The organism is Denitromonas iodatirespirans, assembly GCF_018524365.1.
GTDB lineage: Bacteria > Pseudomonadota > Gammaproteobacteria > Burkholderiales > Rhodocyclaceae > Nitrogeniibacter > Nitrogeniibacter iodatirespirans.
This window is the reverse complement of sequence record NZ_JAEKFT010000014.1, coordinates 25,859-49,857: the sequence shown is the minus strand read 5'-3', so window position 1 is coordinate 49,857 and position 23,999 is coordinate 25,859. Positions and strand designations below refer to the sequence as shown.

27 protein-coding genes are annotated in these 23,999 nt (G+C 67.4%); 12 read left to right on the top strand and 15 right to left on the bottom strand.

Annotated features, from left to right (window positions below):
• Positions 1-5: 5 nt before the first annotated feature.
• From I8J34_RS13355 to I8J34_RS13295, 13 genes are all read right to left on the bottom strand, one after another.
• Complete coding sequence (locus tag I8J34_RS13355) at positions 6-686, bottom strand: DUF4197 domain-containing protein (RefSeq protein WP_214362073.1); 681 nt, start codon at positions 684-686, stop codon at positions 6-8.
• A gap of 82 nt (positions 687-768) precedes the next feature.
• Positions 769-1,062, bottom strand: a complete 294-nt coding sequence (locus I8J34_RS13350) for a TfoX/Sxy family protein (RefSeq protein WP_214362072.1) — start codon at positions 1,060-1,062, stop codon at positions 769-771.
• Positions 1,043-1,990: a lipoyl synthase gene (gene lipA, locus I8J34_RS13345; RefSeq protein ID WP_214362070.1), complete on the bottom strand. Its 948-nt coding sequence runs from the start codon at positions 1,988-1,990 to the stop codon at positions 1,043-1,045. The genes I8J34_RS13350 and lipA overlap by 20 nt, the downstream gene beginning before the upstream one ends.
• Positions 1,991-2,018: 28 nt before the next feature.
• Positions 2,019-2,660, bottom strand: a complete 642-nt coding sequence (lipB, locus tag I8J34_RS13340) for a lipoyl(octanoyl) transferase LipB (protein WP_214362180.1) — start codon at positions 2,658-2,660, stop codon at positions 2,019-2,021.
• A gap of 6 nt (positions 2,661-2,666) precedes the next feature.
• The gene (locus tag I8J34_RS13335; protein WP_214362068.1) at positions 2,667-2,939 is read right to left on the bottom strand and encodes a YbeD family protein; all 273 of its coding nucleotides are present in this window, start codon (positions 2,937-2,939) and stop codon (positions 2,667-2,669) included.
• The gene (locus tag I8J34_RS13330; RefSeq protein ID WP_214362067.1) at positions 2,929-3,789 is read right to left on the bottom strand and encodes a D-amino acid aminotransferase; all 861 of its coding nucleotides are present in this window, start codon (positions 3,787-3,789) and stop codon (positions 2,929-2,931) included. Before I8J34_RS13330 ends, I8J34_RS13335 begins: the two co-directional genes overlap by 11 nt.
• 13 nt (positions 3,790-3,802) lie before the next feature.
• Complete coding sequence (locus tag I8J34_RS13325) at positions 3,803-4,930, bottom strand: D-alanyl-D-alanine carboxypeptidase family protein (RefSeq protein ID WP_214362066.1); 1,128 nt, start codon at positions 4,928-4,930, stop codon at positions 3,803-3,805.
• Between the two features lie 107 nt (positions 4,931-5,037).
• Positions 5,038-6,006 carry a septal ring lytic transglycosylase RlpA family protein gene (locus I8J34_RS13320; protein WP_304513387.1) on the bottom strand — a complete coding sequence of 323 codons (969 nt, stop codon included), beginning with the start codon at positions 6,004-6,006 and terminating at the stop codon, positions 5,038-5,040.
• A gap of 12 nt (positions 6,007-6,018) precedes the next feature.
• Positions 6,019-7,158 (bottom strand): rod shape-determining protein RodA, encoded by a 1,140-nt coding sequence (gene rodA / locus I8J34_RS13315; protein ID WP_370661888.1) that lies wholly within the window; start codon positions 7,156-7,158, stop codon positions 6,019-6,021.
• Between the two features lie 13 nt (positions 7,159-7,171).
• The gene (gene mrdA / locus I8J34_RS13310) at positions 7,172-9,061 is read right to left on the bottom strand and encodes a penicillin-binding protein 2 (RefSeq protein WP_214362065.1); all 1,890 of its coding nucleotides are present in this window, start codon (positions 9,059-9,061) and stop codon (positions 7,172-7,174) included.
• A gap of 82 nt (positions 9,062-9,143) precedes the next feature.
• Positions 9,144-9,665, bottom strand: a complete 522-nt coding sequence (gene mreD, locus I8J34_RS13305) for a rod shape-determining protein MreD (RefSeq protein ID WP_214362064.1) — start codon at positions 9,663-9,665, stop codon at positions 9,144-9,146.
• 3 nt (positions 9,666-9,668) lie between these two features.
• On the bottom strand, positions 9,669-10,544 hold the full coding sequence (gene mreC / locus I8J34_RS13300) for a rod shape-determining protein MreC (protein WP_214362062.1): 876 nt from the start codon (positions 10,542-10,544) through the stop codon (positions 9,669-9,671).
• Positions 10,545-10,613: 69 nt separating this feature from the next.
• Complete coding sequence (locus I8J34_RS13295; protein WP_214362060.1) at positions 10,614-11,657, bottom strand: rod shape-determining protein; 1,044 nt, start codon at positions 11,655-11,657, stop codon at positions 10,614-10,616.
• A gap of 90 nt (positions 11,658-11,747) precedes the next feature.
• On the opposite strand from I8J34_RS13295, the gene gatC reads away from it, so the two are divergent.
• From gatC to I8J34_RS13250, 9 genes are all read left to right on the top strand, one after another.
• On the top strand, positions 11,748-12,035 hold the full coding sequence (gene gatC, locus I8J34_RS13290) for an Asp-tRNA(Asn)/Glu-tRNA(Gln) amidotransferase subunit GatC (RefSeq protein WP_144175935.1): 288 nt from the start codon (positions 11,748-11,750) through the stop codon (positions 12,033-12,035).
• A 27-nt stretch (positions 12,036-12,062) separates the two neighbouring features.
• On the top strand, positions 12,063-13,517 hold the full coding sequence (gene gatA, locus I8J34_RS13285; RefSeq protein ID WP_214362058.1) for an Asp-tRNA(Asn)/Glu-tRNA(Gln) amidotransferase subunit GatA: 1,455 nt from the start codon (positions 12,063-12,065) through the stop codon (positions 13,515-13,517).
• Positions 13,518-13,531: 14 nt separating this feature from the next.
• Complete coding sequence (locus I8J34_RS13280; RefSeq protein WP_214362056.1) at positions 13,532-14,140, top strand: hypothetical protein; 609 nt, start codon at positions 13,532-13,534, stop codon at positions 14,138-14,140.
• A 57-nt stretch (positions 14,141-14,197) separates the two neighbouring features.
• Positions 14,198-15,655 (top strand): Asp-tRNA(Asn)/Glu-tRNA(Gln) amidotransferase subunit GatB, encoded by a 1,458-nt coding sequence (gene gatB / locus I8J34_RS13275; protein ID WP_214362054.1) that lies wholly within the window; start codon positions 14,198-14,200, stop codon positions 15,653-15,655.
• A gap of 67 nt (positions 15,656-15,722) precedes the next feature.
• Positions 15,723-16,244 (top strand): DUF3617 domain-containing protein, encoded by a 522-nt coding sequence (locus tag I8J34_RS13270; RefSeq protein ID WP_214362052.1) that lies wholly within the window; start codon positions 15,723-15,725, stop codon positions 16,242-16,244.
• An 8-nt stretch (positions 16,245-16,252) separates the two neighbouring features.
• Positions 16,253-16,693: a DUF1499 domain-containing protein gene (locus I8J34_RS13265; protein ID WP_214362044.1), complete on the top strand. Its 441-nt coding sequence runs from the start codon at positions 16,253-16,255 to the stop codon at positions 16,691-16,693.
• A gap of 28 nt (positions 16,694-16,721) precedes the next feature.
• Positions 16,722-17,543, top strand: a complete 822-nt coding sequence (locus I8J34_RS13260) for a class II glutamine amidotransferase (protein WP_214362042.1) — start codon at positions 16,722-16,724, stop codon at positions 17,541-17,543.
• Positions 17,544-17,620: 77 nt separating this feature from the next.
• Positions 17,621-18,037 (top strand): HIT family protein, encoded by a 417-nt coding sequence (locus tag I8J34_RS13255; protein WP_214362040.1) that lies wholly within the window; start codon positions 17,621-17,623, stop codon positions 18,035-18,037.
• A gap of 93 nt (positions 18,038-18,130) precedes the next feature.
• Positions 18,131-19,723 (top strand): cyclic-di-GMP receptor FimW-related protein, encoded by a 1,593-nt coding sequence (locus tag I8J34_RS13250; protein ID WP_214362038.1) that lies wholly within the window; start codon positions 18,131-18,133, stop codon positions 19,721-19,723.
• A gap of 24 nt (positions 19,724-19,747) precedes the next feature.
• Here I8J34_RS13250 and phoR read toward each other — a convergent pair whose 3' ends face one another.
• Both phoR and phoB read right to left on the bottom strand, forming a co-directional pair.
• On the bottom strand, positions 19,748-21,052 hold the full coding sequence (gene phoR, locus I8J34_RS13245) for a phosphate regulon sensor histidine kinase PhoR (protein ID WP_230411826.1): 1,305 nt from the start codon (positions 21,050-21,052) through the stop codon (positions 19,748-19,750).
• A 51-nt stretch (positions 21,053-21,103) separates the two neighbouring features.
• Positions 21,104-21,814: a phosphate regulon transcriptional regulator PhoB gene (phoB, locus tag I8J34_RS13240; protein WP_214362036.1), complete on the bottom strand. Its 711-nt coding sequence runs from the start codon at positions 21,812-21,814 to the stop codon at positions 21,104-21,106.
• Between the two features lie 174 nt (positions 21,815-21,988).
• Between phoB and I8J34_RS13235 the strand changes: the two genes are divergently transcribed.
• Genes I8J34_RS13235 through I8J34_RS13225 form a run of 3 tightly spaced genes read left to right on the top strand, consistent with a single transcriptional unit; the run spans position 21,989 to position 23,997 of the window.
• Positions 21,989-22,417, top strand: a complete 429-nt coding sequence (locus I8J34_RS13235) for a gamma-butyrobetaine hydroxylase family protein (protein ID WP_214362034.1) — start codon at positions 21,989-21,991, stop codon at positions 22,415-22,417.
• Entirely contained in the window at positions 22,417-23,157 is a 741-nt protein-coding gene (gene ubiE, locus I8J34_RS13230) for a bifunctional demethylmenaquinone methyltransferase/2-methoxy-6-polyprenyl-1,4-benzoquinol methylase UbiE (protein WP_214362032.1), read from the top strand. The genes I8J34_RS13235 and ubiE overlap by 1 nt, the downstream gene beginning before the upstream one ends.
• Before the next feature lie 12 nt (positions 23,158-23,169).
• Positions 23,170-23,997, top strand: coding sequence for a Tim44 domain-containing protein (locus tag I8J34_RS13225; protein ID WP_214362030.1), 828 nt, complete (start codon positions 23,170-23,172; stop codon positions 23,995-23,997).
• Positions 23,998-23,999 lie beyond the last annotated feature (2 nt).

The following is a 23,999-nucleotide window of genomic DNA, read 5'->3' as shown; positions in this document are numbered from 1 at the left end:
GTCACCTACTTCAACGCGCCGAACACCTGTTTGGCCAGCGATCCGGCCGCCTGCAGCGGGTTCTGCCGGATCGCCCGCTCCTGCTCGGCGATGGTCAGGTACAGACCATCGAGCGCGCGGGCGGTGACATAGCGCTCCACCGACACCTCGTCGCCTTCGAGCAGGCCGGTGGCCGAGGCCTTGTCCGCCAGTTTGTTGTATTGCTTGGCCAGCGACAGGCGGTTGGTCTGCGCCGTCACCACCGGCAGGAAGCGACCGGTGAGCGCCTCGCGCGTCTTCGACTCGAAATAGCGCGTCACCGAATCCTCACCGCCGGTGAGAATCGCCTTGGCGTCGTCCACGCTCATCTGTTTCACCGCATCGACCAGCAAGGTCTTGGCCTCGGGCACCGCCGCCTCGGCGGCCCGGTTCATGGCGGTTTCGAGTTTTTCCATGTCCTTGCCGCGACCGAGCAGGCTGAGCACCGGCTTGGCCTTTTCGAGCACGCCGGGCAGCGGGATGCGCACCTTGGCGTTGTCGAGGAAGCCGCCCTCGCGCCCCAACTGGCTGACCGCGGCACGGGCACCCTGATCGAGCGCCTGGCGCAGGCCGGTGGTGGTCTGGCTGCCGGTGAGGCTGTCGAGCCCGCCGGCCCAGGCCGGCAGCGCGATGGCCAGCAGGGCCACGCATCGCATCAGTGTTTTCATCAAACGCTCCGGGAATGACCTCAGTGAAAGGCTCACTCTAGCACCGGCGCCACATGGCGGCCGGGCGCGCTCACGCTTGTTTTCAATCGATGTTGTCGTCGAGGGCCAGCAACAGGCGCAGCCGCTCGTGGCGAGCCACCGCCTGCCACGGCCGATCGGTCAGCGCGCCTTCGAGTGCCCACAACAGATTGAGCGAGGCGGCTGGCTCGGCATGACGCACGCGCCGGAAGGCGGCGACGGCGCCCATGTCGTGCAAGGCCTGGACGGAAAAAATGCCCGCCTTGGCGAGCATGCGGGCCGAGGCCGGCCCGAGGTTGCGCAGACGGGCCAGCGCGGCCGGCCCGTCGGTTGACGCGTCAGACGACGCCGGCACCATGCGCCTGCTGGTCGGCCCAGTAGGAGGAGCGCACCATCGGACCGCAGGCAGCGTTCTTGAAGCCCATCTTGAGCGCTTCGGTCTCGAACATCTTGAAGGTGTCGGGGTGCACATAGCGCAGCACCGGCAGATGTCCGTCGGAGGGCTGCAGGTACTGACCGATGGTGAGCATCTCGACATCGTGGGCGCGCAGGTCGCGCATCACGTCGAGGATCTCCTCGTCGGTCTCGCCCAGGCCGACCATCAGGCCGGACTTGGTCGGCACCTCGGGGTGACGCGCCTTGAAGGCGCGGAGCAGTTCGAGCGAGTAGGCGTAGTCGGAACCGGGGCGGGCCTGCTTGTAGAGGCGCGGCACGGTTTCGAGGTTGTGGTTCATGACATCGGGCGGCGCCTGCTCGAAGATCTCGAGGGCGATGTCCATGCGGCCGCGGAAGTCGGGCACCAGCACTTCGATGCTGGTTTTGGGCGAGGCCTGGCGCACGGCCTGGATGCATTCGACGAAGTGCTGGGCGCCGCCGTCGCGCAGATCGTCGCGGTCGACCGAGGTGATCACCACATAGTTGAGGCGCATGGCGGCCACGGTGTTGGCCAAGTCCCGCGGCTCGTCGGCGTTGAGCGCCTCGGGGCGGCCATGGCCGACATCGCAAAAGGGGCAGCGACGAGTGCAGATGTCGCCCATGATCATGAAGGTGGCCGTGCCCTTGCCGAAGCATTCGTGGATGTTCGGGCAGGAGGCCTCTTCGCACACGGTGTGCAGCTTCTGGTCGCGCAGCGTGGCCTTGATTTCGTTGAAGCGCTCGGCTTCGGCGCCGGCGCCGAGCTTGATGCGGATCCACTCGGGCTTGCGCAGGCGCTCGGCCGGCACGATCTTGATCGGGATGCGGGCGGTCTTTTCGGCGCCACGCTGTTTGCGGGAGGGGGTTTCCATCCGGATTTCCTTCATGAGTCCGACGCCCTCACGCGGGCGCCACGCCGGGCCGCAGCGGCGGCAGCTGGCGTTCGAGATGTGCGACGAGACGCTCGGCGACGATCACCTGGTCGGTGCCGATGCCGTGGTCGCGAAGCTGGGTTGTCTGCAGGCCACTATAGCCGCAGGGGTTGATCCAGGTAAATGGTGTCAAGTCCATATCGACATTGAGCGCCAGACCGTGGTAGCTGCAGCCGTTCTTGACGCGCAGGCCGAGCGCGGCGATCTTGGCCTCGCCCACGTACACGCCCGGCGCGCCGGCGCGGCGCTCGGCCGCCAGGCCCTCGTCGGCCAGGGTGTCGATCAGCGCCTGCTCCATCAGGTTCACCATCTCGCGCACCTTGAGGCCGCGCCGGCGCAGGTCGACCAGCAAATAGACCACGATCTGGCCGGGGCCGTGATAGGTGATCTGGCCGCCGCGGTCGATGCGCACCATGGGAATCGCCGTCTCGCACAGCAGGTGTTCGGGCTTGCCGGCCATGCCGAGGGTGTACACCGGCGGGTGCTCGAGCACCCACAGCTCGTCGGGCGTGTCCGGCCCGCGTTCGTCGGTGAAGACCTGCATCCGGCGCCAGGTCGGCTCGTAGGGCACGCGGCCGAGCTCGCGCCGCAGGCAGGCGTCGGCCACCATCGTCACTTAGAGGACGACCTTGACCATCGGGTGACTGGTCAGCTCGCGGTAGAGCGCGTCGAGCTGCGGCTGCGAGACGGCCCACACGGTACAGGTCAGCGACAAGTAGGTGCCTTTGCTGGAGGGGCGCATCTCGATGGTGGCCGGGTCGAAAGACGCGTCGTGGCGCAGCACCACCTCGGCCACCGTCTGCGCGAAGGCATCGACCTTGACGCCCATGATCTTGAGCGGAAAGGCGCAAGGGAACTCGATCAGCGAGGCTCTGGGTTCATCCGCCACGGCGCATCACCTCTTGCTTGAATTCCTGGTACCACTCGCCCATCTGCGCGGCCATCGGCCCGGGCTTGCCCTTGCCCACCGGCCGGCCGTCGAGACGGGTGATGGGCAGCACTTCCTTGGTGGACGAGGTCATCCACAGCTCGTCGGCGGCGCGCACCTCTTCTTCGAGCACTTCGCGCACCTGACAGGGCATGCCGCGATCGCGCGCCAGTTCGAGCACCACGTCATAGGTGATGCCGGGCAGCATCAAGTGGCTCTTGGGCGGCACGCGCAGCACCCCGTCGTGCACCACGAAGATGCTCGAGGCGGCGCCTTCGGTGAGGAAGCCGTCGCGGAACAACACGGTTTCCATGCAGCCCTGTTCGGCCGCCAGTTGCTTGAGCATGCAGTTGGCCAGCAGCGAGACGGTCTTCAGATCACAGCGCAGCCAGCGGAAGTCGGCCGAACTGACCGCCGACACGCCCTCGGCACGCACCTCGTCGGAGGGCGTGGTGAGCGCTTCGCTCATCAGGAACACCGTCGGCGTCACCTCGGCCGGATAGGCATGGGTGCGCACCTCGGCCACGCCGCGCGTGACCTGCAGGTAGATGGACTGGTCCGGCCACGGATTGCGCGCGACGATGCTGCGCACGACATCCCGCCAGGCCTCGCGGCTCATCGGGTTGGGCAGGCCGAGGTTGGACAGCGTGTTTTCCAGTCGGCGCAGGTGCTCGTCGAGCCGGAACACCTTGCCGGAATACGCCGGCAGCACCTCGTAGGCGCCGTCGCCGAACAGGAAGCCCCGGTCCATCGGCGAGATGCGCGCCTCGGACAGTTCCATCCAGTCGCCATTGAGATAGCACACGCTCATGCCGCGCTCCGCCTCAGAGATTCTTGATCCACCAGCGGATCGCGTCCCACATGCGGCCGAACCAGCCGGCCAGGGTGACTTCCTCGAGCGCGACCACCGGATAGGTGCCAATCGTGTTGCCATCCAGCGTCAGGGTCAGCGAGCCGACTTCCTGGCCCTTGCGCACCGGCGCCTCGATCGGCTGGAGGCTGTCGAGTTTGACCTGCAGCTTTTCGGCCTGGCCCTTGGGCACCGACAGCACGAAATCCTGCAGGAAGCCCACCGGCACCTCTTCGGCCGTGCCTTTCCAGACCCGGAAGCGCGACACTGGCGTGGCGTTTTCGTACAGCTTGACGGTATCGAAGAAGCGGAAGCCGAAGTTGAGCAGCTTGAGCGATTCCTGCGCCCGCACATTGTCCCCGTCAGTGCCCAGCACCACCGAGATCAGGCGGCGCGGACCGCGCACCGCCGACGACACCAGGCAGTAGCCGGCCGCTTCGGTGTGGCCGGTCTTGACGCCATCGACCGTGCCGTCCATCCACAACAGGCGGTTGCGGTTGGGCTGGCGGATGCCGTTGTACGTGTATTCCTTCTCCGAATACAGCCGGTAGTCCTCGGGGAAGTCGCGCATCAGCGCCGCGGCCAGGATGGCCAGATCCTTGGCGGTGGTGTAGTGCTGGTCGTCCGGCATGCCGGTCGAGTTCATGAAGTGGGTGCCGGTCATGCCGAGGCGCTTGGCCTCGCGGTTCATCAGCTCGGCAAAGGCTTCTTCGGAACCGGCCAGCACCTCGGCCAGCGCCACGCTGGCGTCGTTGCCGGACTGGATGATCATGCCGTGCACCAACTGGTCGGCGGTCACTTCATGGCGCGGCTCGATGAACATGCGCGAGCCGCCCATCTTCCAGGCCCGCTCGGAGACCGGAACCACCTGGTCGCGGGCCAGCGTGTTGGCTTTGAAGGCCGAGAAGGTCAGGTAGGCGGTCATCAGCTTGGTCAGCGAGGCCGGTTCGACCCGCTGGTCGGCGTTCTGCGCGGCGAGCACCTGGTTGGCGCCGTAGTCGAGCAGCAACCAGGCCTTGGCGGCCAGCGCCGGCGGCTGAGGGCTCTGGGCCAGCGCGGACAGGGACATCAAGGAAAACAGCAGTGCAGCAAGAAAACGCATGAGCAAAAGAACTTCCTGAGTGAATTCGGGGGATTGGCAAGGGGGCCGGATATGGCCGGACGATTATAGGCCGGGCACTGTCCCTGACCCAAATCAAGGCTGTCGGTTCAACGCGACACGAGAAACGGTTGCAGATCGAGCGCGTCGGCGATGCGGGCGGCCACCGCGCGTGCCGCCGCGGCGCTGGCATAAGGGCCGGCCTGCAGCCGGTAGCGGCCGCCGTCGTCGAACACCGCGAGCTGCTCGCGCAGCCAGTCCAGCTCGGCCATCACATGGCCACGAAAGCCCTCGGCGTTGTCGCGGGTCTGAAAGGCACCGAGTTGGAGGTAGACGCCCTGGCCCGGCGCCGCGGCCGCCGTGGTGTCCGCCGCCGGCGCGGCAGCACCGTTGAGGATGGCCGCCGGGTCCACCGTAGGCGGCGGTGTGTCGGCCGCGGTGCTGACCGGCAGCGGCGCGGCGCTCGGTGCCGCGGCCTGCAGCATCGGCATGTCGTCCGGACCGACCGTTTCGATCTCCACCTCGGTGCTGCCCTGGCCCAGGTAGCCCAGCTTGTAGGCCGCCGCGTAGGAGAGATCGATGATGCGGCCCGAATGGAAGGGACCGCGATCGTTGAGCCGCACGATCACCGACTTGCCGTTGGACAGGTTGGTGACACGCACATAGCTGGGCAGCGGCAGCGTCTTGTGCGCCCCGCTCATGGCATACATGTCGTAGGTTTCGCCGTTGGAGGTGCGCTGCCCGTGGAACTTGCGGCCGTACCAGCTGGCCCGGCCGCGCTCGCGGAAGGGGGTGCGCTGGGTCATCGGCGTGTAGCCCCGGCCGAACACGGTGTAGGGCCGGGTCGAGGCACGGTGCACCGGCTCGTCGCGCGGGACCGCGTCGGGGATCGCATGCAGGTCGGCCGGGACGTTGTCGCCCGGGCCGTCGTCCTTGTAGTAGCCGCCGCCACTTCGCGGCAGCTTGGGCGTCGCGCCCGGCGCAGCGCCCGTGTCGCTGCGCGTCGGCGGCGCACTCGAGCAGGCCGCCAGCGCGGCGGCAAGAACGATCGGCAACAGGTGGACGAAACCTAGCTTCATGACGCGGCCCGCTCAGGACTGGCTCTGGGCACGTTCGCGCTGGACGCTCATCAGGATGCCGACCCCGATGCACAGGGTAACCAGCGCCGTGCCGCCGTAACTGATGAAGGGCAGGGGCACCCCGACGACGGGCAGGATACCACTGACCATGCCCATGTTCACGAAGGCATAAGTGAAGAAAATCATGGTGATGGCGCCGCTCAGCAGCCGCGTGCCGAGCGTCGGTGCGGTCGAGGCGATCATCAATCCGCGCAGCAGCAGCAGGAACAGCACCACCAGCAACGCCACCGCGCCGATCAGGCCGAACTCCTCGGCCATGACGGCGAAAATGAAGTCGGTATGGCGCTCGGGGATGAAGGACAGGTGGGTCTGGGTGCCGAGCATCCAGCCCTTGCCGAACAGGCCGCCCGAGCCGATGGCGATGGTGGACTGGATGATGTGGAAACCCTTGCCGAGCGGGTCTGAGGTCGGGTCGAGCAGGGTGCACACCCGATGCTTCTGGTACTCGCGCAGGATCTGCCAGTCGACATCGGGCTGACACAGGGTATCGCCGAAGGCGACGACCGAACCGAGCCCTACCACCGCCACCACCACCAGCGGCACGATCAGCTTCCAGCTCAGGCCGGCGAAGAAGATCACATACAACCCGGCGGCCGCCACCAGCAGGCTGGTGCCCAGGTCCGGCTGGGTCACGATCAAGCCGACCGGCACCGCGAGCAGCACGCCGGCGACCAGGAATTCGACCAGGCCGATGGCGCCTTCGCGTTGCTGGAAGTACCAGGCGAGCATCAGGGGCATGGCGATCTTCATCAGCTCCGAGGGCTGGATGCGCGCCACGCCCAGATCGAGCCAGCGCTGAGCGCCCTTGGAGATTTCGCCGAACAAGGCCACGCCGATCAGCAGCACCACGCCCAATACATACAGCGGCAGGGCGAGCGAGAGCAGTCGCGCCGACGGCACGCGGGCGGTGATCCACATCAGGGTGAGGGCCACGCCGGTGTTGACCAGCTGAGCCTCCATGCGCGCCGGCGACGCGCTCTGCATGATCACCAGGGCCGCGGCCAGCAGCACCGCCAGCAGCAGGAACAGCGGCGGGTCGATCGGCCGCAGGATGGCCCGGATGATGGCCACCGGATGCACGCGAAATTCCATCAGCGCGCCCTCCTCATTCGCCGTCCTCCGCCTCTTCGTCTTCCGACGCCTGTCCGGGCGGGCGCTTGCCGAGCAAGTAGTAGTCGATCACCTGGCGTGCGATCGGCGCCGCCGAACGCGAACCGAAGCCGCCGTTCTCGACCAGCACCGCCATGGCGATCTTGGGCTTGTCGGCCGGGGCGAAGGCAATGAACCACGAGTGGTCGCGCAGGCGCTCGGCCACATTGCCTTCCTTGTACTTGGTCCCGCGCAGCGAATACACCTGCGCCGTGCCGGTCTTGCCGCCGACGGTGTACGCCGCGCCGGCAAAGGCACGAGCACCGGTGCCGCGGAGGTTGACGTCCACCATGGCCGCACGCACCGCGGCCAGATGCTCGGGCTTGAGCGGAATCCGGCGCACCGGCTGCGGCTCGACCTCGCGGCGCGCGCCGGTCTGCGGGTCGACCACGTACTTGACCACATGCGGCTTGAACATGACGCCGTCGTTGACCACCGCCGACAGCGCCGTGGCCAGCTGCAGCGGCGTGTAGGCGTTGTAGCCCTGCCCGATGCCCACCGAAATGGTTTCGCCGCCGAACCATTTTTGCTGCGCCGGGCGCTTGAAGCGCTTGCGCTTCCACTCCGGCGAGGGCAACACCCCCTCGGCCTCGCCGGGCAGATCGATGCCGGTGATCTGCCCGAAACCGAAGGGGCGCATGAAAGCGGCGATGGCGTCGATGCCCAGGTCGTTGGCCAGCTGGTAATAGTAGGTATTGCAGGACTGCACGATGGAGGTGTGCAGATCGACCATGCCGTGGCCGCCGACCTTGTCGTCCATGAAGCGATGCCCGCCGAACATGAAGAAGCCGGGGTCGGCAATGGCCTGCTGCGGCGTGCGCTTGCCGAGCGAGAGCCCGGCCAGCGCCATGAAGGGCTTGAAGGTCGAGCCCGGCGGGTAGGCGGAGTAGATGGCGCGGTTGAGCAGCGGGCGGTCGGGCGACTCGTTGAGGCCTTTCCAGTCGGCCACCGAGATGCCGTCGACGAACAGGTTGGGGTCGAAACTGGGGGCCGACACCAGCGCCAGCACCCCGCCGGTGGACGGCTCGATGGCCACCAGCGCACCGCGCCGGTTGCCGAAGGCCTGGCCGGCCACCGCCTGCAACCCCGCGTCGACGGTGAGGATCAGGCTATTGCCCGGCACCGCCGTCTGGCGGCTGAGCAGGCGCACCTTGCGCCCGCCGGCGTCCACCTCGACCTGCTCCGATCCGGTGCGCCCGTGCAGTTCGGCCTCGTAGCTCTCTTCCAGCCCGCGCTTGCCGATGTGCTCGGTGCCGCGATAGTTGGCCGTCTCGCCGCGCGCTTCGAGCTGCTCCACGTCGCGGCTGTTGATGCGGCCCATGTAGCCGACCACATGGCCGAACAGGTCGCCCTGGGGGTACTCGCGGAACAGGCGCGCCTGCACATCCACCCCCCGGAACATATAGCGCCGGGCGATGAAACGCGCCACCTCCGCATCGGTCAGCTTGGTGCGGATCGGCACGCTCTCGAAGTACTTGGTGTCTTCGCGGAATTTCTTGAACCGGCGTCGATCGTAGTCGGAGATCTCGACGATCTCGGCCAGACGCTCGATCGTGTCGTCCAGATCATCGACCTGCGACGGCGTGATTTCGAGCGTGTAGGCAGCGAAATTGCGGGCCAGCACCTTGCCGTTGCGATCGACGATGGTGCCGCGGTTGGGCGGCACCGGCACCAACGCGATGCGGTTGTCCTCGGCACGCGTGTGGTAGTAGTCGAAGCGCATCACCTGCAGGTAGAAGAAGCGCGCCGCCAGCAGGCCGAGGCAGACCAGCATGAACAGCCCGGCCACCACCAACCGAAAGCGCAGCCGGCTGATTTCCTGTTCGGGAGAACGGAATTCGGTCATCTCAGCGCCACCGGGCCGCCCCAAGGGCGCGCGCCGCCCCCTCGGGGGGCAGCGAACGAAGTGAGCGTGGGGGCGTTCAACATCAGATCGGCCGGTTGTTGTCGCGCTCTTCGGGCTGGTACTGCGGTAGCAACAACACGAAATGCAACGGCAGCCACAACAGGGTGCCCGTCACGCTGCTGAGGAAATACCCCCAGCCCGGAAATTCGGCGCCAGCCAGCATCCGCACCACCACCATCACCAACTGCGCGCCGAGCAGCAGCGGCAGGATCTGGATCGACTGCTGCAGCGGGGTGAACCACAACACCCGCCGCGACACCGCGTTGGCCGCGTAGGCCAGCAGCACATAGGCCAGCGCATGCTGCCCCATCGCCGCGCCATAGCCGATATCGACCAGCACGCCGAAAATGAAGCCCGCTCCCATGCCCACATGCTGGCGCTCACGCACGCACCAGAAGGCCAACAGCAAAGCCACCCAGTCGGGCACACCGGGCACCTGACCGGTGGGCACGTAGGACAGCAGCAAGGCCACGCACAGCGACAGGTAAACAAACCAGATGCGGACCGGGCGCAGGATGCGGCGGGAGCGATGGGTCGGCTGCATGGGTCAGTCCTTGCTCGCCTGGGGCGGCGGCACCTGGCGCTCGGGCGCCGGCTGGGCACGGCCGAGGATCAGCACCTGGGCCGCCTGACCGACACCGGCCAGCGGCTCGCAGACGATCTGGGCAAACGCCTGCAACTCGCGATTGACGCTGACCACGCGCGCCACCGGCAGCCCGGGCAGGAAGAGGCCGTCGAGCCCCGAAGTCACCAGCCGGTCGCCCGGCTGCACGTCGGCATTGGCCAGCAGGTAGCGCAACTCCAGCAAGCCCTCGCCCGCGCCATAGGCCACGGCGCGCTGGCCGGTCCGCTCGATGCGCACCGGCACCGCCTGCGCCTTGTCGGTCACCAGCGTCACTTCGGACTGGATCGGATACACCCGGGTCACCTGGCCGATCACCCCCTGCTCGTCGACCACCACCTGGCCGGCCGTCACATCATGCTGCGAGCCACGATCGACGATCACCTTGCGCGAGAACACATCGCGCGCCTCGTACAGCACATCGGCCGCCACCGAGGTCACCGACACCCGCTCGGCCATCGCCAGCAGGCCGCGCAGGCGGCCGTTTTCGCGCTCCAGCTCGGTCTGGCGCAACAGGCGCTCGGCATCGGCCAGGGCCTTGCGGCGCAGCTCGCGATTCTCGCGCTGCACCTTGATCAGGGTGGCGAAATACTTGGACGCGTTGCGGACAAACTCGGCCGGCGTCGCGGCCGCCATCTCGACCGGGTAGAGCACCACCGACAAGGTCTGGCGCACCACTTCGAGATAGCGGAAATGCAGGTCGGCCACCAGCATCGTCAGGCAGACGATGACGAAGACCCACAGGCGCACCCGGGGCGCCGGTCCACGGCGGAAAATCGGTGGCGGAGCGTGACCTACCACGGCGTCATTTCAAGGCTTCAGTGGCAACCGGTGCCACGGGCGCAGGCAGTATGCGCCCGTTCGCATCGATCATTCAGAGGTGAAGATGGAGCCCAGCTTGTCCATCTTTTCGAGCGCCATGCCGGAGCCGCGCGCCACGCAGGTGAGCGGGTCTTCGGCGACGATCACCGGCAGGCCGGTCTCTTCCATCAGCAGGCGGTCGAGGTCGCGCAGCAATGCACCGCCGCCGGTCAGCACCATGCCGCGCTCGGCGATGTCGGCACCGAGTTCGGGCGGGGTCTGTTCGAGGGCGATCTTGACCGCCGAAACGATCTGGTTGAGCGGTTCGTTGAGCGCTTCGAGGATTTCGTTGGACGAAATGGTGAAGCTGCGCGGGATGCCCTCGGCCAGGTTGCGGCCTTTCACTTCCATCTCCTTCACTTCGGAGCCCGGGAAGGCGGAGCCGATTTCCTTCTTGATGTTCTCGGCCGTGGTGTCGCCGATCAGCATGCCGTAGTTGCGGCGGATGTAATTGACGATGGCGTCGTCGAACTTGTCGCCGCCGACCCGCACCGAACCCGAATACACCATGCCGCCGAGCGAGATCACGCCCACCTCGGTGGTGCCGCCGCCGATGTCGACCACCATCGAGCCGGTCGCATCGGCCACCGGGAGGCCGGCGCCGATCGCCGCGGCCATCGGCTCTTCGATCAGATACACCTGGCTGGCGCCGGCCGCCAGGGCCGCGTCGCGAATCGCACGGCGCTCGACCTGGGTCGAACCGCAGGGCACGCAGACGATGATGCGCGGGCTGGGCGAGAACAGGCGCGTGTCGTGCACCCGCTTGATGAACTGCTTGATCATCTGCTCGGTGACGACGAAGTCGGCGATCACGCCGTCTTTCATCGGCCGGATGGCAGTGATGTTGCCCGGCGTCTTGCCCAGCATCTGTTTGGCCGCATGGCCGACCGCCTGGATCGTCTTCTTGGCGTTGGGCCCGCCTTCGGTGCGGATCGCCACCACCGAGGGTTCGTCGAGGACGATGCCTTTGGCCCGAACGTAGATCAGGGTATTGGCGGTACCCAGGTCGATGGCCAGATCATTGGAAAAATAGGAGCGCAGAAAACCGAACATGAAGATCCCGGGAGGTGCTGAGGGCCGGTGGGAAGATAAACGATTATGATAACCTACAAACCCTTGTGATTTAAGCAGGTTTGTTTCCCCATGTCTCTGTCCATCGACGAGGTTCGTCACATTGCGCGGCTGGCCCGTATCGAGCTGGGCGAAGGCGAGGCGCAGGACACCCTCGACAAACTGAACAACATCTTCGGCCTGATCGAGCAGATGCAGGCCGTCGACACATCCCAGGTCGAACCCATGTCGCATCCGCAGGACGTCGCCCAGCGCCTGCGCGACGACATCGTCACCGAATCCGACCGCCGCGACGCCTACCAGCGCGTGGCCCCACAGGTCGAAGCCGGGCTGTACCTGGTCCCCAAAGTCATCGAGTAACCCGCCCGCGCGGCCCCCACCGAAGCCATGATCGAAGCCAGTCTCAAAGACCTCGCGGCCGCCCTGCGCGCCGGGACGCTGTCCAGCGTCGAACTCACCACGCTCTTTCTCGACCGCATCGACGCGCTCAATCCGTCGCTCAACGCCTTCATCACGGTCGACCGCGACGGCGCGCTGGCCGCCGCGCGTGCCGCCGATGCCCGCATCGCCGCCGGCACGGCCGGCGCCCTGACCGGCATCCCGCTGGCGCACAAGGACGTGTTCTGCACCGAGGGCCTGCGCACCACCTGCGCCTCGAAGATGCTCGCCGACTTCGTCAGCCCCTACGACGCCCATGTGGTCAGCCAACTCAAGGCGGCCGGCGCGGTGATGCTCGGCAAGACCAATATGGACGAATACGCGATGGGCTCGTCCAACGAGAACTCGCATTTCGGCCCGGCCAAGAACCCCTGGGACGCGACCCGCGTGCCCGGCGGCTCCTCCGGCGGCTCGGCGGTGGCGGTGGCCGCGCGCCTGGTGCCGATGGCCACCGGCACCGACACCGGCGGCTCGGTGCGCCAGCCGGCGGCGCTGACCGGCGTCACCGGCATCAAGCCGACCTACGGCGTGGTCAGCCGCTACGGCATGATCGCCTACGCCTCCTCGCTCGATCAGGGCGGCGCCTTCGGCCGCTCGGCTGAAGACTGCGCGCTGCTGCTCTCGGCCATGGCCGGCTTCGATCCGCGCGACTCGACCAGCGTCGAGCGCGAGGCCGAAGACTACAGCCGCGCGCTCGGCCAGCCGCTGGCCGGCCTGCGCATCGGCCTGCCCAAAGAGTTCTTCGCCGAAGGCATGGACGACGACGTGCGCGCCGCCATCGACGCCGCGCTTGAGCAATACCGTCAGCTCGGCGCCACCACGGTCGAGGTCAGCCTGCCCAATGCCAAGCTGGCGATCCCGGCCTATTACGTGATCGCCCCGGCCGAAGCCAGCTCCAACCTGTCGCGCTTCGACGGGGTGCGCTACGGCCACCGCGCCGCCGAATACGGCGATCTGGCCGACATGTACGGCAAGAGCCGCGCCCAGGGTTTCGGCGCCGAGGTCAAGCGACGCATCCTGGTCGGCACCTATGTGCTCTCGCACGGCTACTACGACGCCTACTACCTGCAGGCACAGAAGCTGCGCCGCCTGATCGCCGAGGATTTCGCCGCCGCCTTCACCCAATGCGACGTCATCGCCGGCCCGACCAGCCCCACCGTGGCCTGGCCGATCGGCGAGAAGAGCGACGATCCGGTGCAGATGTATCTGCAGGACATCTACACCATTGCCGTCAACCTCGCCGGCCTGCCCGGCCTGTCGCTGCCCTGCGGCACCGGCGCGGGCGACCTGCCGGTCGGCCTGCAGCTGATCGGCAACTACTTCGACGAAGCCCGGTTGCTGAATGTGGCGCACGGCTTCCAGCAAGCCACGGACTGGCACCGGCGCACGCCGGCGCTCGGCTGAGGCCCGACGACACCGTGCTGGCAAGCGCTCCCGCACCGATCGCCCCGCGCCCGGCCGGCCGGTGGGCAGCGCTCGGCGCCGGCCTGCTGCTGGCCGCCTGCGGCACGCCGCTGTCGCCGCCTGCCGAACGCGCACCCGACGCCCCGGTGAGCCTACCGGGCGTGCCCGAGGCGCCGCCGGCAGCGATCCTGCGCGAACTACCGGCCGAGCCGCTGGCCGCCACACCACCGGCCCCGCCCGCGCCGCGCGCCGGCCGGCCGCGCCATGCCATGAAGGCCCGGCCGATCAACCTGTCGATGCGCTGCGCCGCCCGCGACGAGCGCCGCCACACCGTGCAGGCCGACGTAGACGTGGCCGACGGCCAGGTGCGCTACCTGCGCGCCCGCGTGGCCCAGCCCAAGGGGGCCTGCGAATTCGCGCTGCCCGACTTCGAACAGACCCGCACGCTGCCGAGCATCGAGCTGCGCGCCCGCAACCGCAGCGGCTGCACGCTGATGCTGTGGGAACAAGGCCCACAGGTGGTGCTGGCCTACAACAATTGCGCGGCCTACTGCCAGCCGCAGACCATCTTCACGGACGCCCTGCCGATCCTCTTCGACCTGCGGGTCGGCCGGTGCGATTGACGAATGCAAACCCGGCGCCACCTGTGCGCGCCGCATGAACACAACGAGCGAAACACCATGAGCCGACAGAATTGGGAAGTCGTCATCGGGCTGGAGATTCACGCCCAGCTCAACACCGCCTCGAAGATCTTTTCGGGCGCCAGCACCGCTTTCGGCGCGGAGGCCAACGCCCAGGCCAGCGCGGTCGATATCGCCCTGCCCGGCGTGCTGCCGGTGCTCAACCGCGGCGCCGTCGAGCGGGCCATCCGCTTCGGCCTGGCGATTGATGCCGAGATCGCACCGAAGAGCGTCTTCGCCCGCAAGAACTACTTCTACCCTGACCTGCCCAAGGGCTACCAGATCAGCCAGTTCGAGCTGCCGGTGGTGGTCGGCGGCGAAGTCACGGTGCGCGTCGGCGAGGGCGAAGCGGCCTACGACAAGACCATCCACCTGACCCGCGCCCACCTCGAAGAAGACGCCGGCAAGAGTCTGCATGAAGACTTCCACGGCATGAGCGGCATCGACCTCAACCGCGCCGGCACACCGCTCTTGGAGATCGTCTCCGAACCCGACATGCGCTCCGCCGCCGAAGCCGTGGCCTACGCCCGCGCCCTGCACACCCTGGTGCGCTGGATCGACATCTGCGACGGCAACATGCAAGAGGGCTCCTTCCGCTGCGACGCCAACGTCTCGGTGCGCCGCCCCGGCGAGCCGCTGGGCACGCGGCGCGAGATCAAGAACCTCAACTCCTTCCGCTTCCTGCAGCAGGCCATCGACTACGAGATCCAGTGGCAGATCGACACCATCGAGGACGGCGGCAAGATCCAGCAGGCCACTGTGCTGTTCGACCCGGACACCGGCGAGACGCGCATGATGCGCTCCAAGGAAGACGCCCACGACTACCGCTACTTCCCCGATCCCGACCTGCTGCCGCTGATGATCGGCGAGGACTGGATCGCCCGCACCCGCGCCGCCATGCCCGAGCTGCCCGGCGCCATGCGCGCGCGCTTCGAAGCCGACTGGGGCCTGTCGGCCTACGACACGGTCACGCTCACCGTCAGCCGCGACACCGCCGCCTACTTCGAAGCGGCCGTGGCCGCCGCAGGTGACGCGCAGGCCAAGCCCTGCGCCAACTGGATCATGGGCGAGCTGGCCGCGCGTCTCAACAAGGCCGAGCGCGACATCGCCGATTCGCCGGTCAGCCCGGCGCAACTGGCCGCGCTGGTCGGTCGCATCGCCGACGGCACCATCTCCAACAACGCCGGCAAGAAGGTCTTCGACGCGCTGTGGAACGGCGCCGGCAGCGAGGTCGATGCCATCATCGCGGCCGAGGGCCTCAAGCAGATGAGCGACACCGGCGAACTGGAGCGCATCGTCGACGAGGTGCTGGCCGCCAACCCGAAGTCGGTCGAGGAATTCCGCGCCGGCAAGGAAAAGGCGCTCAACGCCCTGGTCGGCCAGGTGATGAAAGCCTCGCGCGGCAAGGCCAACCCGGCCCAGGTCAATACCGTGCTGCGCGCCAAGCTGGGCGCCTGAGCGACACGGCGCCACCGGCGCCGCTTTGCTATGCTGGTGGCCTCGACATCGCATCGAAGAGACCGCCATGCGTCACCTTATCTGCCACGCCGCGCTGCTCGTGCTTGTCGGCACGCCGGCGCTGGCCAACACCGACATCCCCAAACGCAAACCGGGCCTGTGGGAACACGCCATGCAGATGGACCAGCTGCCCGGCCTGACCCATCGCGCCCAGGTCTGCGTCGGCGAAAACCTCGACGATCTGGCCCGCCATGAAGCCGCCGGCCGCTGCGACAAGACCGACATCCGCCGCGACGGCGACCGGGTTCTGATCGAATCCGTGTGCCACGCCGAGGGCAGCAAGGTCACCACCCGCGGCAGCTTCAGCGGCAATTTCGACAGCCGCTATGCCGGCCAGCTCACCAGCACCTTCGAGCCGCCGATGAACGGGCTGCGCAGCAGCCAGGTGCGCATGGAAGCCAAATGGCTCGGCCCCTGCCGGCCGGGCCAGAAACCCGGCGACACGATCCTGCCCGACATGCCTCAGGGCATGGGCGGCATCGACCTGAACAAGATGATGCAGAACCTGCCCAAGTTGCCGGGCCGATGAAACCCCTGGTGATCGCCGCCCTCACGCTCATGAGCCAGATCCCACCGGCCACCGCCGCCACCGCCTGGCACAGCTGCAGCGGCCCCGACGTGGCCGACGCCGCCGTCGAACTGCTGCCTTGCACCGACCGCCCCAACTGCATCTCCTCCGGGCACTCCGACCCGGCGCGTCGCCTGCTGCCACCGGCCGGCCTCGACCTGGACGCCGTGCGCCGGGCCGCGCTGGCCGAGCCGCGCAGCCAGCTCATGGCCGAAGGCCCCGGCTGGTTCATCGTCCACTTCCGCTCCTGGCTGTTCGGCTTCGTCGACGAAGCGCATTTCATCCAGCGCCCCGACGGCCCGCTCGCCGCGCGCAGCGGTGCCTGTAGCGGGTACTGGGATTTCGGCGTCAATCGCCGCCGCCTGCAGCGCATCTTCGCGCGGGCCTCCGGCGCACAGGGCCTAAAATAGGGAAAGACCCACCGCCGAGGATGCCGCCATGTGCCAACTGCTGGGCATGAACTGCAATGTGCCGACCGATATCTGCTTTTCCTTCACCGGCTTTCAGGCCCGCGGCGGCCTCACCGACATCCACCAGGACGGCTGGGGCATTGCCTTCTTCGAGGGGCGCGGCTGCCGGGTGTTTCTCGACCCCCGGCCGAGCACCGATTCACCGGTGGCCGAGCTGGTGCGCAGCTATGCGATCCGCTCGCTCAACGTCATCGCTCACATCCGCAAGGCCACGCACGGCGACATCAACCTCGAGAACACCCACCCCTTCATGCGCGAGTTGTGGGGCCAATACTGGCTGTTCGCCCACAACGGCGACCTGAAGGACTATGCGCCGACGCCCGGCAAACGCTTCCGGCCGGTCGGCAGCACCGACTCCGAGCGCGCCTTTTGCCAGATCCTCAATACCCTCGCCTTGCGCTATCCCGACGGTCCGCCCCCCGTGGCCGAGCTGCATGAGAGCCTGCGCGCACTGGCCGCGGAGATCGGCGGCTTCGGCGAGTTCAATTTCCTGCTCTCCAACGGCGAGGTGCTGTTCGCCCACTGCGCCTCGCGGCTCAGCTACATCATCCGCCAGGCGCCGTTTGCCGAGGCGCACCTGACCGATCAGGACGTCACCATCGACTTCAACCAGGTCACCACACCGCGCGACCGGGTGGCCGTCATCGCCACCACGCCGCTGACCGACAACGAGCGCTGGGAGACCATCGCGCCGGGCACCCTGCTGACATTTCGCGACGGCGCACCGGTCGAAATGCAAAATTGCGCAACACGCCCCTTTTTCCGGCCAACATCCTGCCCCTCGCCGTGACATGGCGTCACGACAGTGACCTCGTTTGGCCGCATACTGAGGTCGATGCATGTTGATCCAACTGCCCAGGAGGCCGTATGAGTTGCCCGTTGTGCCAACCCGACGCCGAACGCGTGCTGTGGCGCGATGAGCGCTGCCGGGTGATCCGGGTCGACGATGCGCACTACCCCGGCTACTGCCGGGTCATCTGGCAGGCCCATGTGGCTGAGATGACCGATCTGTGCGCCGACGACCGCGCGCATCTGATGCGTATCACCTTCGCCACAGAGTCGGCGCTGCGCCATCTGTTCGAGCCGGCCAAGATCAACCTGGCCAGCCTCGGCAACATGGTGCCGCACCTGCATTGGCACGTGATTGCCCGTTATGCCGACGATCCGCACTTTCCCGACGCCATCTGGGCGGCACCGCATCGCGGCAGTCGTCGCGCCGCCGCGGTGAGCGACACCCAGCTGGCGACGGCGCTGATCGAACGGATTGGCCAAACGGATGATTGATCCGGCGCGCCCGGCAGGTCATCATGCAAGGTGGTCAGACGAAGTGCACCATGGCCTGCGCTCTATAACAACAAGGCGCCCAGAAGGGACACCATGAACTATTCCGATCCGACCGTCGCACTGGCGACACTGCGGACCCTCAATCCGGTCAATGTGGTCGAAAGCCACGCCACGCTGGCCGCCATCGTGGCCGCCCTGCATGCTACGCCGCCGTCGCCCGAGCTGCATTTCGAGGTCCTCGAAACCGCCCGCAGCGCGATCGCCTTCGTCCAGGACGAGCTGGCCAAGCGCTATGCCGACCATCCCCTGCCGCCGGACAGCGTCGAAGAAGCCACCCTCGATCGCGTCGTCCGGCTATGGCAGGAGCTGGCGCGCTCCTATGCTCAGATCGCCCAGCGCGACGCAACCCGCGAGGCGCTCGCCGCCCAGCGTCCGACGCTGCTGCAGCGCCGCTTGCACTATAGCGGCAATGTCCTGCTCGAATACTTCCGCGCCCATCGGGCCGTGCCCAAGGGCCTGTGGCTCGATTTCCACGCCGGCTACGCGGTGGCCGAACAACAAGGCGTGGCCCGCACCCGGGTGGCCGACCCGCTCAACGAAATCTGGAAGGCGCAAAGCAGCGTCGAGGCCTATGTGGCCGTCCTGCTGGTCGACCTGTCCAACCCCTTCGGCCGCAGCCAGCGCGAGCTGACCTGGGTCTGCCGCTGGGCCCAGCGCTTCGCCCCGTATTGCACCCTGAGCCTGCCGCAGGAGGGCGAAAAGCCCGGCACCTACGCACTGGACCTGAGCCGCGACCACGGCCTGCGGCCGATCGCCACGCTGAGCGAATCGCCGCACCTGCGCCGCTTCGACGGCAGTCGTCTGGCCAGCCAGATCCAGGCCGTGCTGACCCAGTTCAAGCAGGGCGTGACACCCACCTCGCTGGGCCTGGGCGACGATTGCTCGACCGAGGCCGGCGGCCGCCTGCTGCTGTCCCTCTACCGCCCCTGGGGCTTGGCCTCGGCCGGGCGCCGCTACACCCGGCGGCCGACACGCGGGCGACTGGGCCTGTGCACCGAGTGGGACGCCATTGGCTTCTACGTCCTGGGCAAGCCGTTCGAACCCCCGAAGGCAACCGCCTTCAATCCGCTGCAGACCGACATCGCGGCCATCACCTTCGGCGAGCGCGCCGAAGAAGTGCCGATGCAGCCCGAGGCGCTCAAGCGCCTGGCCATCGAGCGCGGCTACATTCCGCAACTGTGGGAGATCATCGATCAATCGGTCGGCGGCTTCCGGCTCCAGTCGCAACCGAGCGCCCAGCGCTTCGAGCACCATCAACTGGTCGCCATCCGCCCGCCCGACGGCGAGCACTATCTGCTGGCGCACATCAGCTGGCTGATGTATCGCCCGGACGGCGTGATGGAGCTGGGCGTACACGTGATGCCCGGCTTGCCCGAAGGGGTGGCCGTGCGTCTGATCGGGCTGCGCGCCCAGGCCAACGACCCGTACCGGCTCGGTTTCCTGCTACCGGCCGTGCCGGCCCTGAAGGCCCAGCCCAGCCTGGTGCTGCCGGGCGGCTGGTTTCATGCGCAACGGATCGTGGAGCTGAAGATGGGCAGCGAGACGATGCAGATCCGGCTGACCCGGCTGGTGACCCGCGGCAGCAATTTCGACCGCGCCGAATTCACCACCCTCGGGCGCGCCTGAGCACCCCCGACGGTTCGCCCGCGCTCAGCGGGCGGCAACCGGGATGACCCGGCGTGCCGGCAGCACGGCACAAAAGCAGCTGCCGGTGCCGGGTTCGCTGGTCACCTTCAGTTCGGCCTGATGCCGCGTCAGCACATGCTTGACGATGGCCAGGCCCAGCCCGGTCCCCCCGGTCTCGCGCGATCGACCGCGATCGACCCGATAGAAGCGCTCGGTCAGGCGCGGGATATGCTCGGGCGCGACCCCGATGCCGTTGTCGCTCACGCAGAACTCGCCGGCACCGGAATCGAGCACCCGCCAGCGCAACTCCACCTTGCCGCCGGACGGCGTGTAGCGGATCGCATTGCTGGCCAGGTTGGCGAAAGCGCTGTGCAACTCCTTGGCGCTGCCCTGGATGCGGCAGGCGTCCGCCGCCGTCACCGTGACCTGGTGGCGGCCGGCAGACAAGGCCTCGGTCTCGCGCGCCACCTCGCGGACCAGGCCGGCGACGTCGAACACGTCCTCCACCGGCTGCGGCGCGCCGGTCTCGAGCGCCGACAACACCAATAGATCCTGGATCAGGCGCTGCATGCGGGCCGCCTGCTCATGGGCCATGGTCAGGTAGCGCTGCAGTTCCTCATGCGGCACATCCTCCAGGCCGTCGAGCACGGTCTCGATGAAGCCCGACACCACGGTCAACGGGGTGCGCAGTTCATGCGACACATTGGCCACAAAGTCGCGGCGCATGGTCTCCAGCTTTTCGATCTGGGTCACGTCGCGCGAGATGATCATCCGGCGCCCGTCCCCGAAGGTGATCACCTGCACCAAGAGCGCCGCACCGCGTCGCCGCACCGGGTGGAACAGAAAGGGTTCGCTGTACTCGCCGGCCTCGAGGTAATGCACGAAATCGGGCTGGCGCACGAGATTGGTGATCGGCGCGCCGCGGTCGCGCTGCGGGTCCAGCCCCAGATCCTCGGCGGCGCGGCGGTTGATCCATTCGATGGCGCCGGTCAACGACAGGTACATCACCCCGTCGGGCATGGCCTGGCTGGCATCGCGGAAGCGATCGAGCTCCGCGCCCAGCTTGGCGCGCTCGGCACTGGCGAGGCGCACCAAGCGATTGATGTCGGAGTACACCAGATCCCACAGCCCCAAAGCCTGGGGCAGGGACGTGCCGACCGGCGCGTGGGTCCACCGCACCAGACGCGCCACGCCGGCGTAGTGGCGGACCATCAGCCACAGCAGCCCGCCGATCGCCAGCAGGCATCCGGTCAGCGGCGACATGAACAAACCCACGGGCACCGCCAACGCGGCGATCAACAGCAGCGAACTGGCAAACGCCGTCCACACATAGCGCTCGGAGTGAATGATGACCCCCTGTCGATTCGAATGACGACCGGATTATCGCACGGCCGTTTCTTCGTCCGGCTGGGCCGACAAGCGATAGCCGCTGCCGCGCACGGTCTGGATCAGGCGATCGTGCTCGGTGGGCTCGAGCGCACTGCGCAGGCGCCGGATGTGCACGTCGACCGTGCGCTCCTCGACGAACACATGGTCGCCCCACACCTGGTCGAGCAACTGGGTCCGCGAGTGCACCCGCTCCGGGTGGGTCATCAGAAAATGGAGCAGGCGGAATTCGGTCGGGCCGAGCGAGATGCGCGCCTCGCCGGCGGTGATGCGATGGGTCGCCGGATCGAGGTGCAGGCCGCCGATCACCACCGGGTCCTCGGTCGCCTGCGGGGCACGACGGCGCAGCACCGCCTTGATCCGCGCCACCAGCTCGCGCGGGCTGAAGGGCTTGGTGATGTAGTCGTCCGCACCGGTCTCCAGGCCCTGCACCTTGTCCTGCTCTTCGCCGCGCGCGGTCAGCATGATCAGCGGAATGTCGCGCGTGCGCTCCTCGGCGCGCAGACGGCGCGCCAAGTCGATCCCCGGCATGCCGGGCAGCATCCAGTCGAGCAGGATCAGGTCGGGCAGCGCCTCGCGCACGATGCGCTGAGCCGCTTCGGCATCGGCCGCGCGGATCACGTGATGGCCGGCACGGCCGAGGTTGGCGGCGATCAACTCCTGGATCGCGGGTTCGTCTTCGACGACGAGAATATTGGCAGACATGTCGGGCACTCCAAATCGTTCGGCCACAGTCTATTGCAGGTATTTGACGCTTTCATGACACGTCATCGCATCGCAACCTGAGGCCCCCGATACCGGTCAAAGCTTCAGTCCCGGCATCAGGTATCATTGCACACTCCATCGACTCTACCGGCCCTTGCGGCCCGGGTTGCGATCATGGCTGGCCTCGATTCGACCACCCCCCTGCCCACCGATATCGTCCTGCGCACCCAGTCGCGCGTGCTCGAAATCGCCTTCGACAACGGCCTGCGCTGTGCGCTGCCCTTCGAGTTTCTGCGGGTCTATTCGCCGTCGGCCGAGGTCCGCGGCCATGGTGTCGGACAGGAGGTGCTGCAGACCGGCAAGCGCGACGTGATCCTCGAACGCATCGAGCCGGTCGGCAACTATGCCCTCAAGCTGGTGTTCTCGGACGGCCACGACAGCGGGCTGTATTCCTGGGACTACCTCGCCATGCTCGGCGAGCAGCACGACACCCTGTGGCAACACTACCTCGACCGGCTTGCCGAAGCAGGCGCCAGCCGGGACATCGACAGCACCACACCGCCCAAAACCGGCGGCAGTTGTGGCTCGGGACGCAAGCACTGATGAACGACAAGACCACCCATTTCGGTTTCGAATCCGTCGCCGAGGCCGACAAGGCCAAACGCGTCGCCGGCGTGTTTTCGTCGGTGGCCAGCCGCTACGACATCATGAACGACCTGATGTCGCTCGGCCTGCACCGCGTCTGGAAGGCCTTCACCATCCAGCTCGCCGGCGTGCGCGCCGGCCACCGGGTGCTGGATGTAGCCGGCGGCACGGCCGACCTCTCGCTGGCCTTCGCCAAGCGTGTCGGCCCCACCGGCCAGGTCTGGCTCACCGATATCAACGGCGCCATGCTCTCGCATGGCCGCGACCGTCTCATCGACCGCGGCTACCCGCTGCCGGTGGCGCAATGCGACGCCGAGAAACTGCCCTTCCCGGACGACTACTTCAATCTCGTCACGGTGGCCTTCGGCCTGCGCAACATGACCCACAAGGACCAGGCACTGGCCGAGATGCGCCGGGTCCTCAAACCGGGCGGCCAATTGATGGTGCTGGAGTTCTCCCAAGTCTACAAGCCACTCGCCCCGGTCTACGACCTGTACTCCTTCAAACTGCTGCCCTGGCTCGGCAAGCAAGTCGCCGGCGATGCAGACAGCTACCGCTACTTGGCCGAATCCATCCGCATGCATCCCGGCCAGGACGAATTGAAAGCCATGATGGAACAGATCGGGCTGGAGAAGGTCGACTACTTCAATCTCACCGGGGGCGTCGTTGCGCTGCACCGGGGTTTCAAGATCCACTGACAGGAGTCACCCATGATTCGCAGTATTGTTGCTTTGCTTGCCTGCGCCATGACGCTGGGCCTATCCGCAGGTGACGCTGAAGCCAAGCGCTTCGGCGGCAGCAAATCTTTCGGCATGCAGCGCAGTGCGCCGACCGTCGCCCCCAAAGCCCCCACCGCAGCGCCCAAAGCCGCGGCCGGGCCGAACACGGCACCCAAGCGCAACAGCTGGCTCGGCCCCATCGCCGGCCTCGCCGCCGGCCTGGGTCTGGCCGCACTCTTTTCCCATCTCGGCCTGGGCGAGGAGCTGGGCAGCCTGCTGCTCATCGCCCTGCTCGCATTTGCCGCCTTCGCACTCTTCCGCCGCTTTTCGCGCGCCTCGCAAAGCCAGGCGCCACACCGCATGCAGTACGCCGGCCCGACGCCGACGCATGAACCGCAGCCGATGTCCGCCGGCAGCGCTGCCGGCGCGCCGGTGGCCAACGCCGAGTTCGCCGACTTCGACCAAGCCGGGTTCGTGCGCCAGGCCAAGATCAACTTCATCCGCATGCAGGCCGCCTACGACGCCGGCAATCTGGACGACATCCGCGCCTTCACCACCCCGGACGTCTTCGCCGAGGTCAAAATGCAACTCGACGAACGCGCCGATACCGGACAGCAGACCGATGTGATCGACCTGACCGGCGACATCGTCGAAGTGGTGCGCGAGGGCGAGCGCTATATCGTCAGCGTGCGCTTCCATGGGCTGATCCGCGAAGAGCGCGGCAGCGAGCCGCAACCCTTCGACGAAATCTGGCACCTCACCAAGCCGGTCAGCGGTGACGGCGGCTGGCTGGTCTCGGGTATCCAGCAAGCCCACTGAGC

Coding starts and splice junctions, on each gene's coding strand:
- I8J34_RS13355 (WP_214362073.1), bottom strand. CDS start 686: ATGAAAACACTGATGCGATGCGTGGCCCTGCTGGCCATCGCGCTGCCG.
- I8J34_RS13350 (WP_214362072.1), bottom strand. CDS start 1,062: ATGGTGCCGGCGTCGTCTGACGCGTCAACCGACGGGCCGGCCGCGCTG.
- lipA (WP_214362070.1), bottom strand. CDS start 1,990: ATGGAAACCCCCTCCCGCAAACAGCGTGGCGCCGAAAAGACCGCCCGC.
- lipB (WP_214362180.1), bottom strand. CDS start 2,660: ATGGTGGCCGACGCCTGCCTGCGGCGCGAGCTCGGCCGCGTGCCCTAC.
- I8J34_RS13330 (WP_214362067.1), bottom strand. CDS start 3,789: ATGAGCGTGTGCTATCTCAATGGCGACTGGATGGAACTGTCCGAGGCG.
- I8J34_RS13325 (WP_214362066.1), bottom strand. CDS start 4,930: ATGCGTTTTCTTGCTGCACTGCTGTTTTCCTTGATGTCCCTGTCCGCG.
- I8J34_RS13320 (WP_304513387.1), bottom strand. CDS start 6,006: ATGAAGCTAGGTTTCGTCCACCTGTTGCCGATCGTTCTTGCCGCCGCG.
- rodA (WP_370661888.1), bottom strand. CDS start 7,158: ATGGAATTTCGCGTGCATCCGGTGGCCATCATCCGGGCCATCCTGCGG.
- mrdA (WP_214362065.1), bottom strand. CDS start 9,061: ATGACCGAATTCCGTTCTCCCGAACAGGAAATCAGCCGGCTGCGCTTT.
- mreD (WP_214362064.1), bottom strand. CDS start 9,665: ATGCAGCCGACCCATCGCTCCCGCCGCATCCTGCGCCCGGTCCGCATC.
- I8J34_RS13295 (WP_214362060.1), bottom strand. CDS start 11,657: ATGTTCGGTTTTCTGCGCTCCTATTTTTCCAATGATCTGGCCATCGAC.
- gatC (WP_144175935.1), top strand. CDS start 11,748: ATGTCTCTGTCCATCGACGAGGTTCGTCACATTGCGCGGCTGGCCCGT.
- gatA (WP_214362058.1), top strand. CDS start 12,063: ATGATCGAAGCCAGTCTCAAAGACCTCGCGGCCGCCCTGCGCGCCGGG.
- gatB (WP_214362054.1), top strand. CDS start 14,198: ATGAGCCGACAGAATTGGGAAGTCGTCATCGGGCTGGAGATTCACGCC.
- I8J34_RS13270 (WP_214362052.1), top strand. CDS start 15,723: ATGCGTCACCTTATCTGCCACGCCGCGCTGCTCGTGCTTGTCGGCACG.
- I8J34_RS13260 (WP_214362042.1), top strand. CDS start 16,722: ATGTGCCAACTGCTGGGCATGAACTGCAATGTGCCGACCGATATCTGC.
- I8J34_RS13255 (WP_214362040.1), top strand. CDS start 17,621: ATGAGTTGCCCGTTGTGCCAACCCGACGCCGAACGCGTGCTGTGGCGC.
- I8J34_RS13250 (WP_214362038.1), top strand. CDS start 18,131: ATGAACTATTCCGATCCGACCGTCGCACTGGCGACACTGCGGACCCTC.
- phoB (WP_214362036.1), bottom strand. CDS start 21,814: ATGTCTGCCAATATTCTCGTCGTCGAAGACGAACCCGCGATCCAGGAG.
- I8J34_RS13235 (WP_214362034.1), top strand. CDS start 21,989: ATGGCTGGCCTCGATTCGACCACCCCCCTGCCCACCGATATCGTCCTG.
- ubiE (WP_214362032.1), top strand. CDS start 22,417: ATGAACGACAAGACCACCCATTTCGGTTTCGAATCCGTCGCCGAGGCC.
- I8J34_RS13225 (WP_214362030.1), top strand. CDS start 23,170: ATGATTCGCAGTATTGTTGCTTTGCTTGCCTGCGCCATGACGCTGGGC.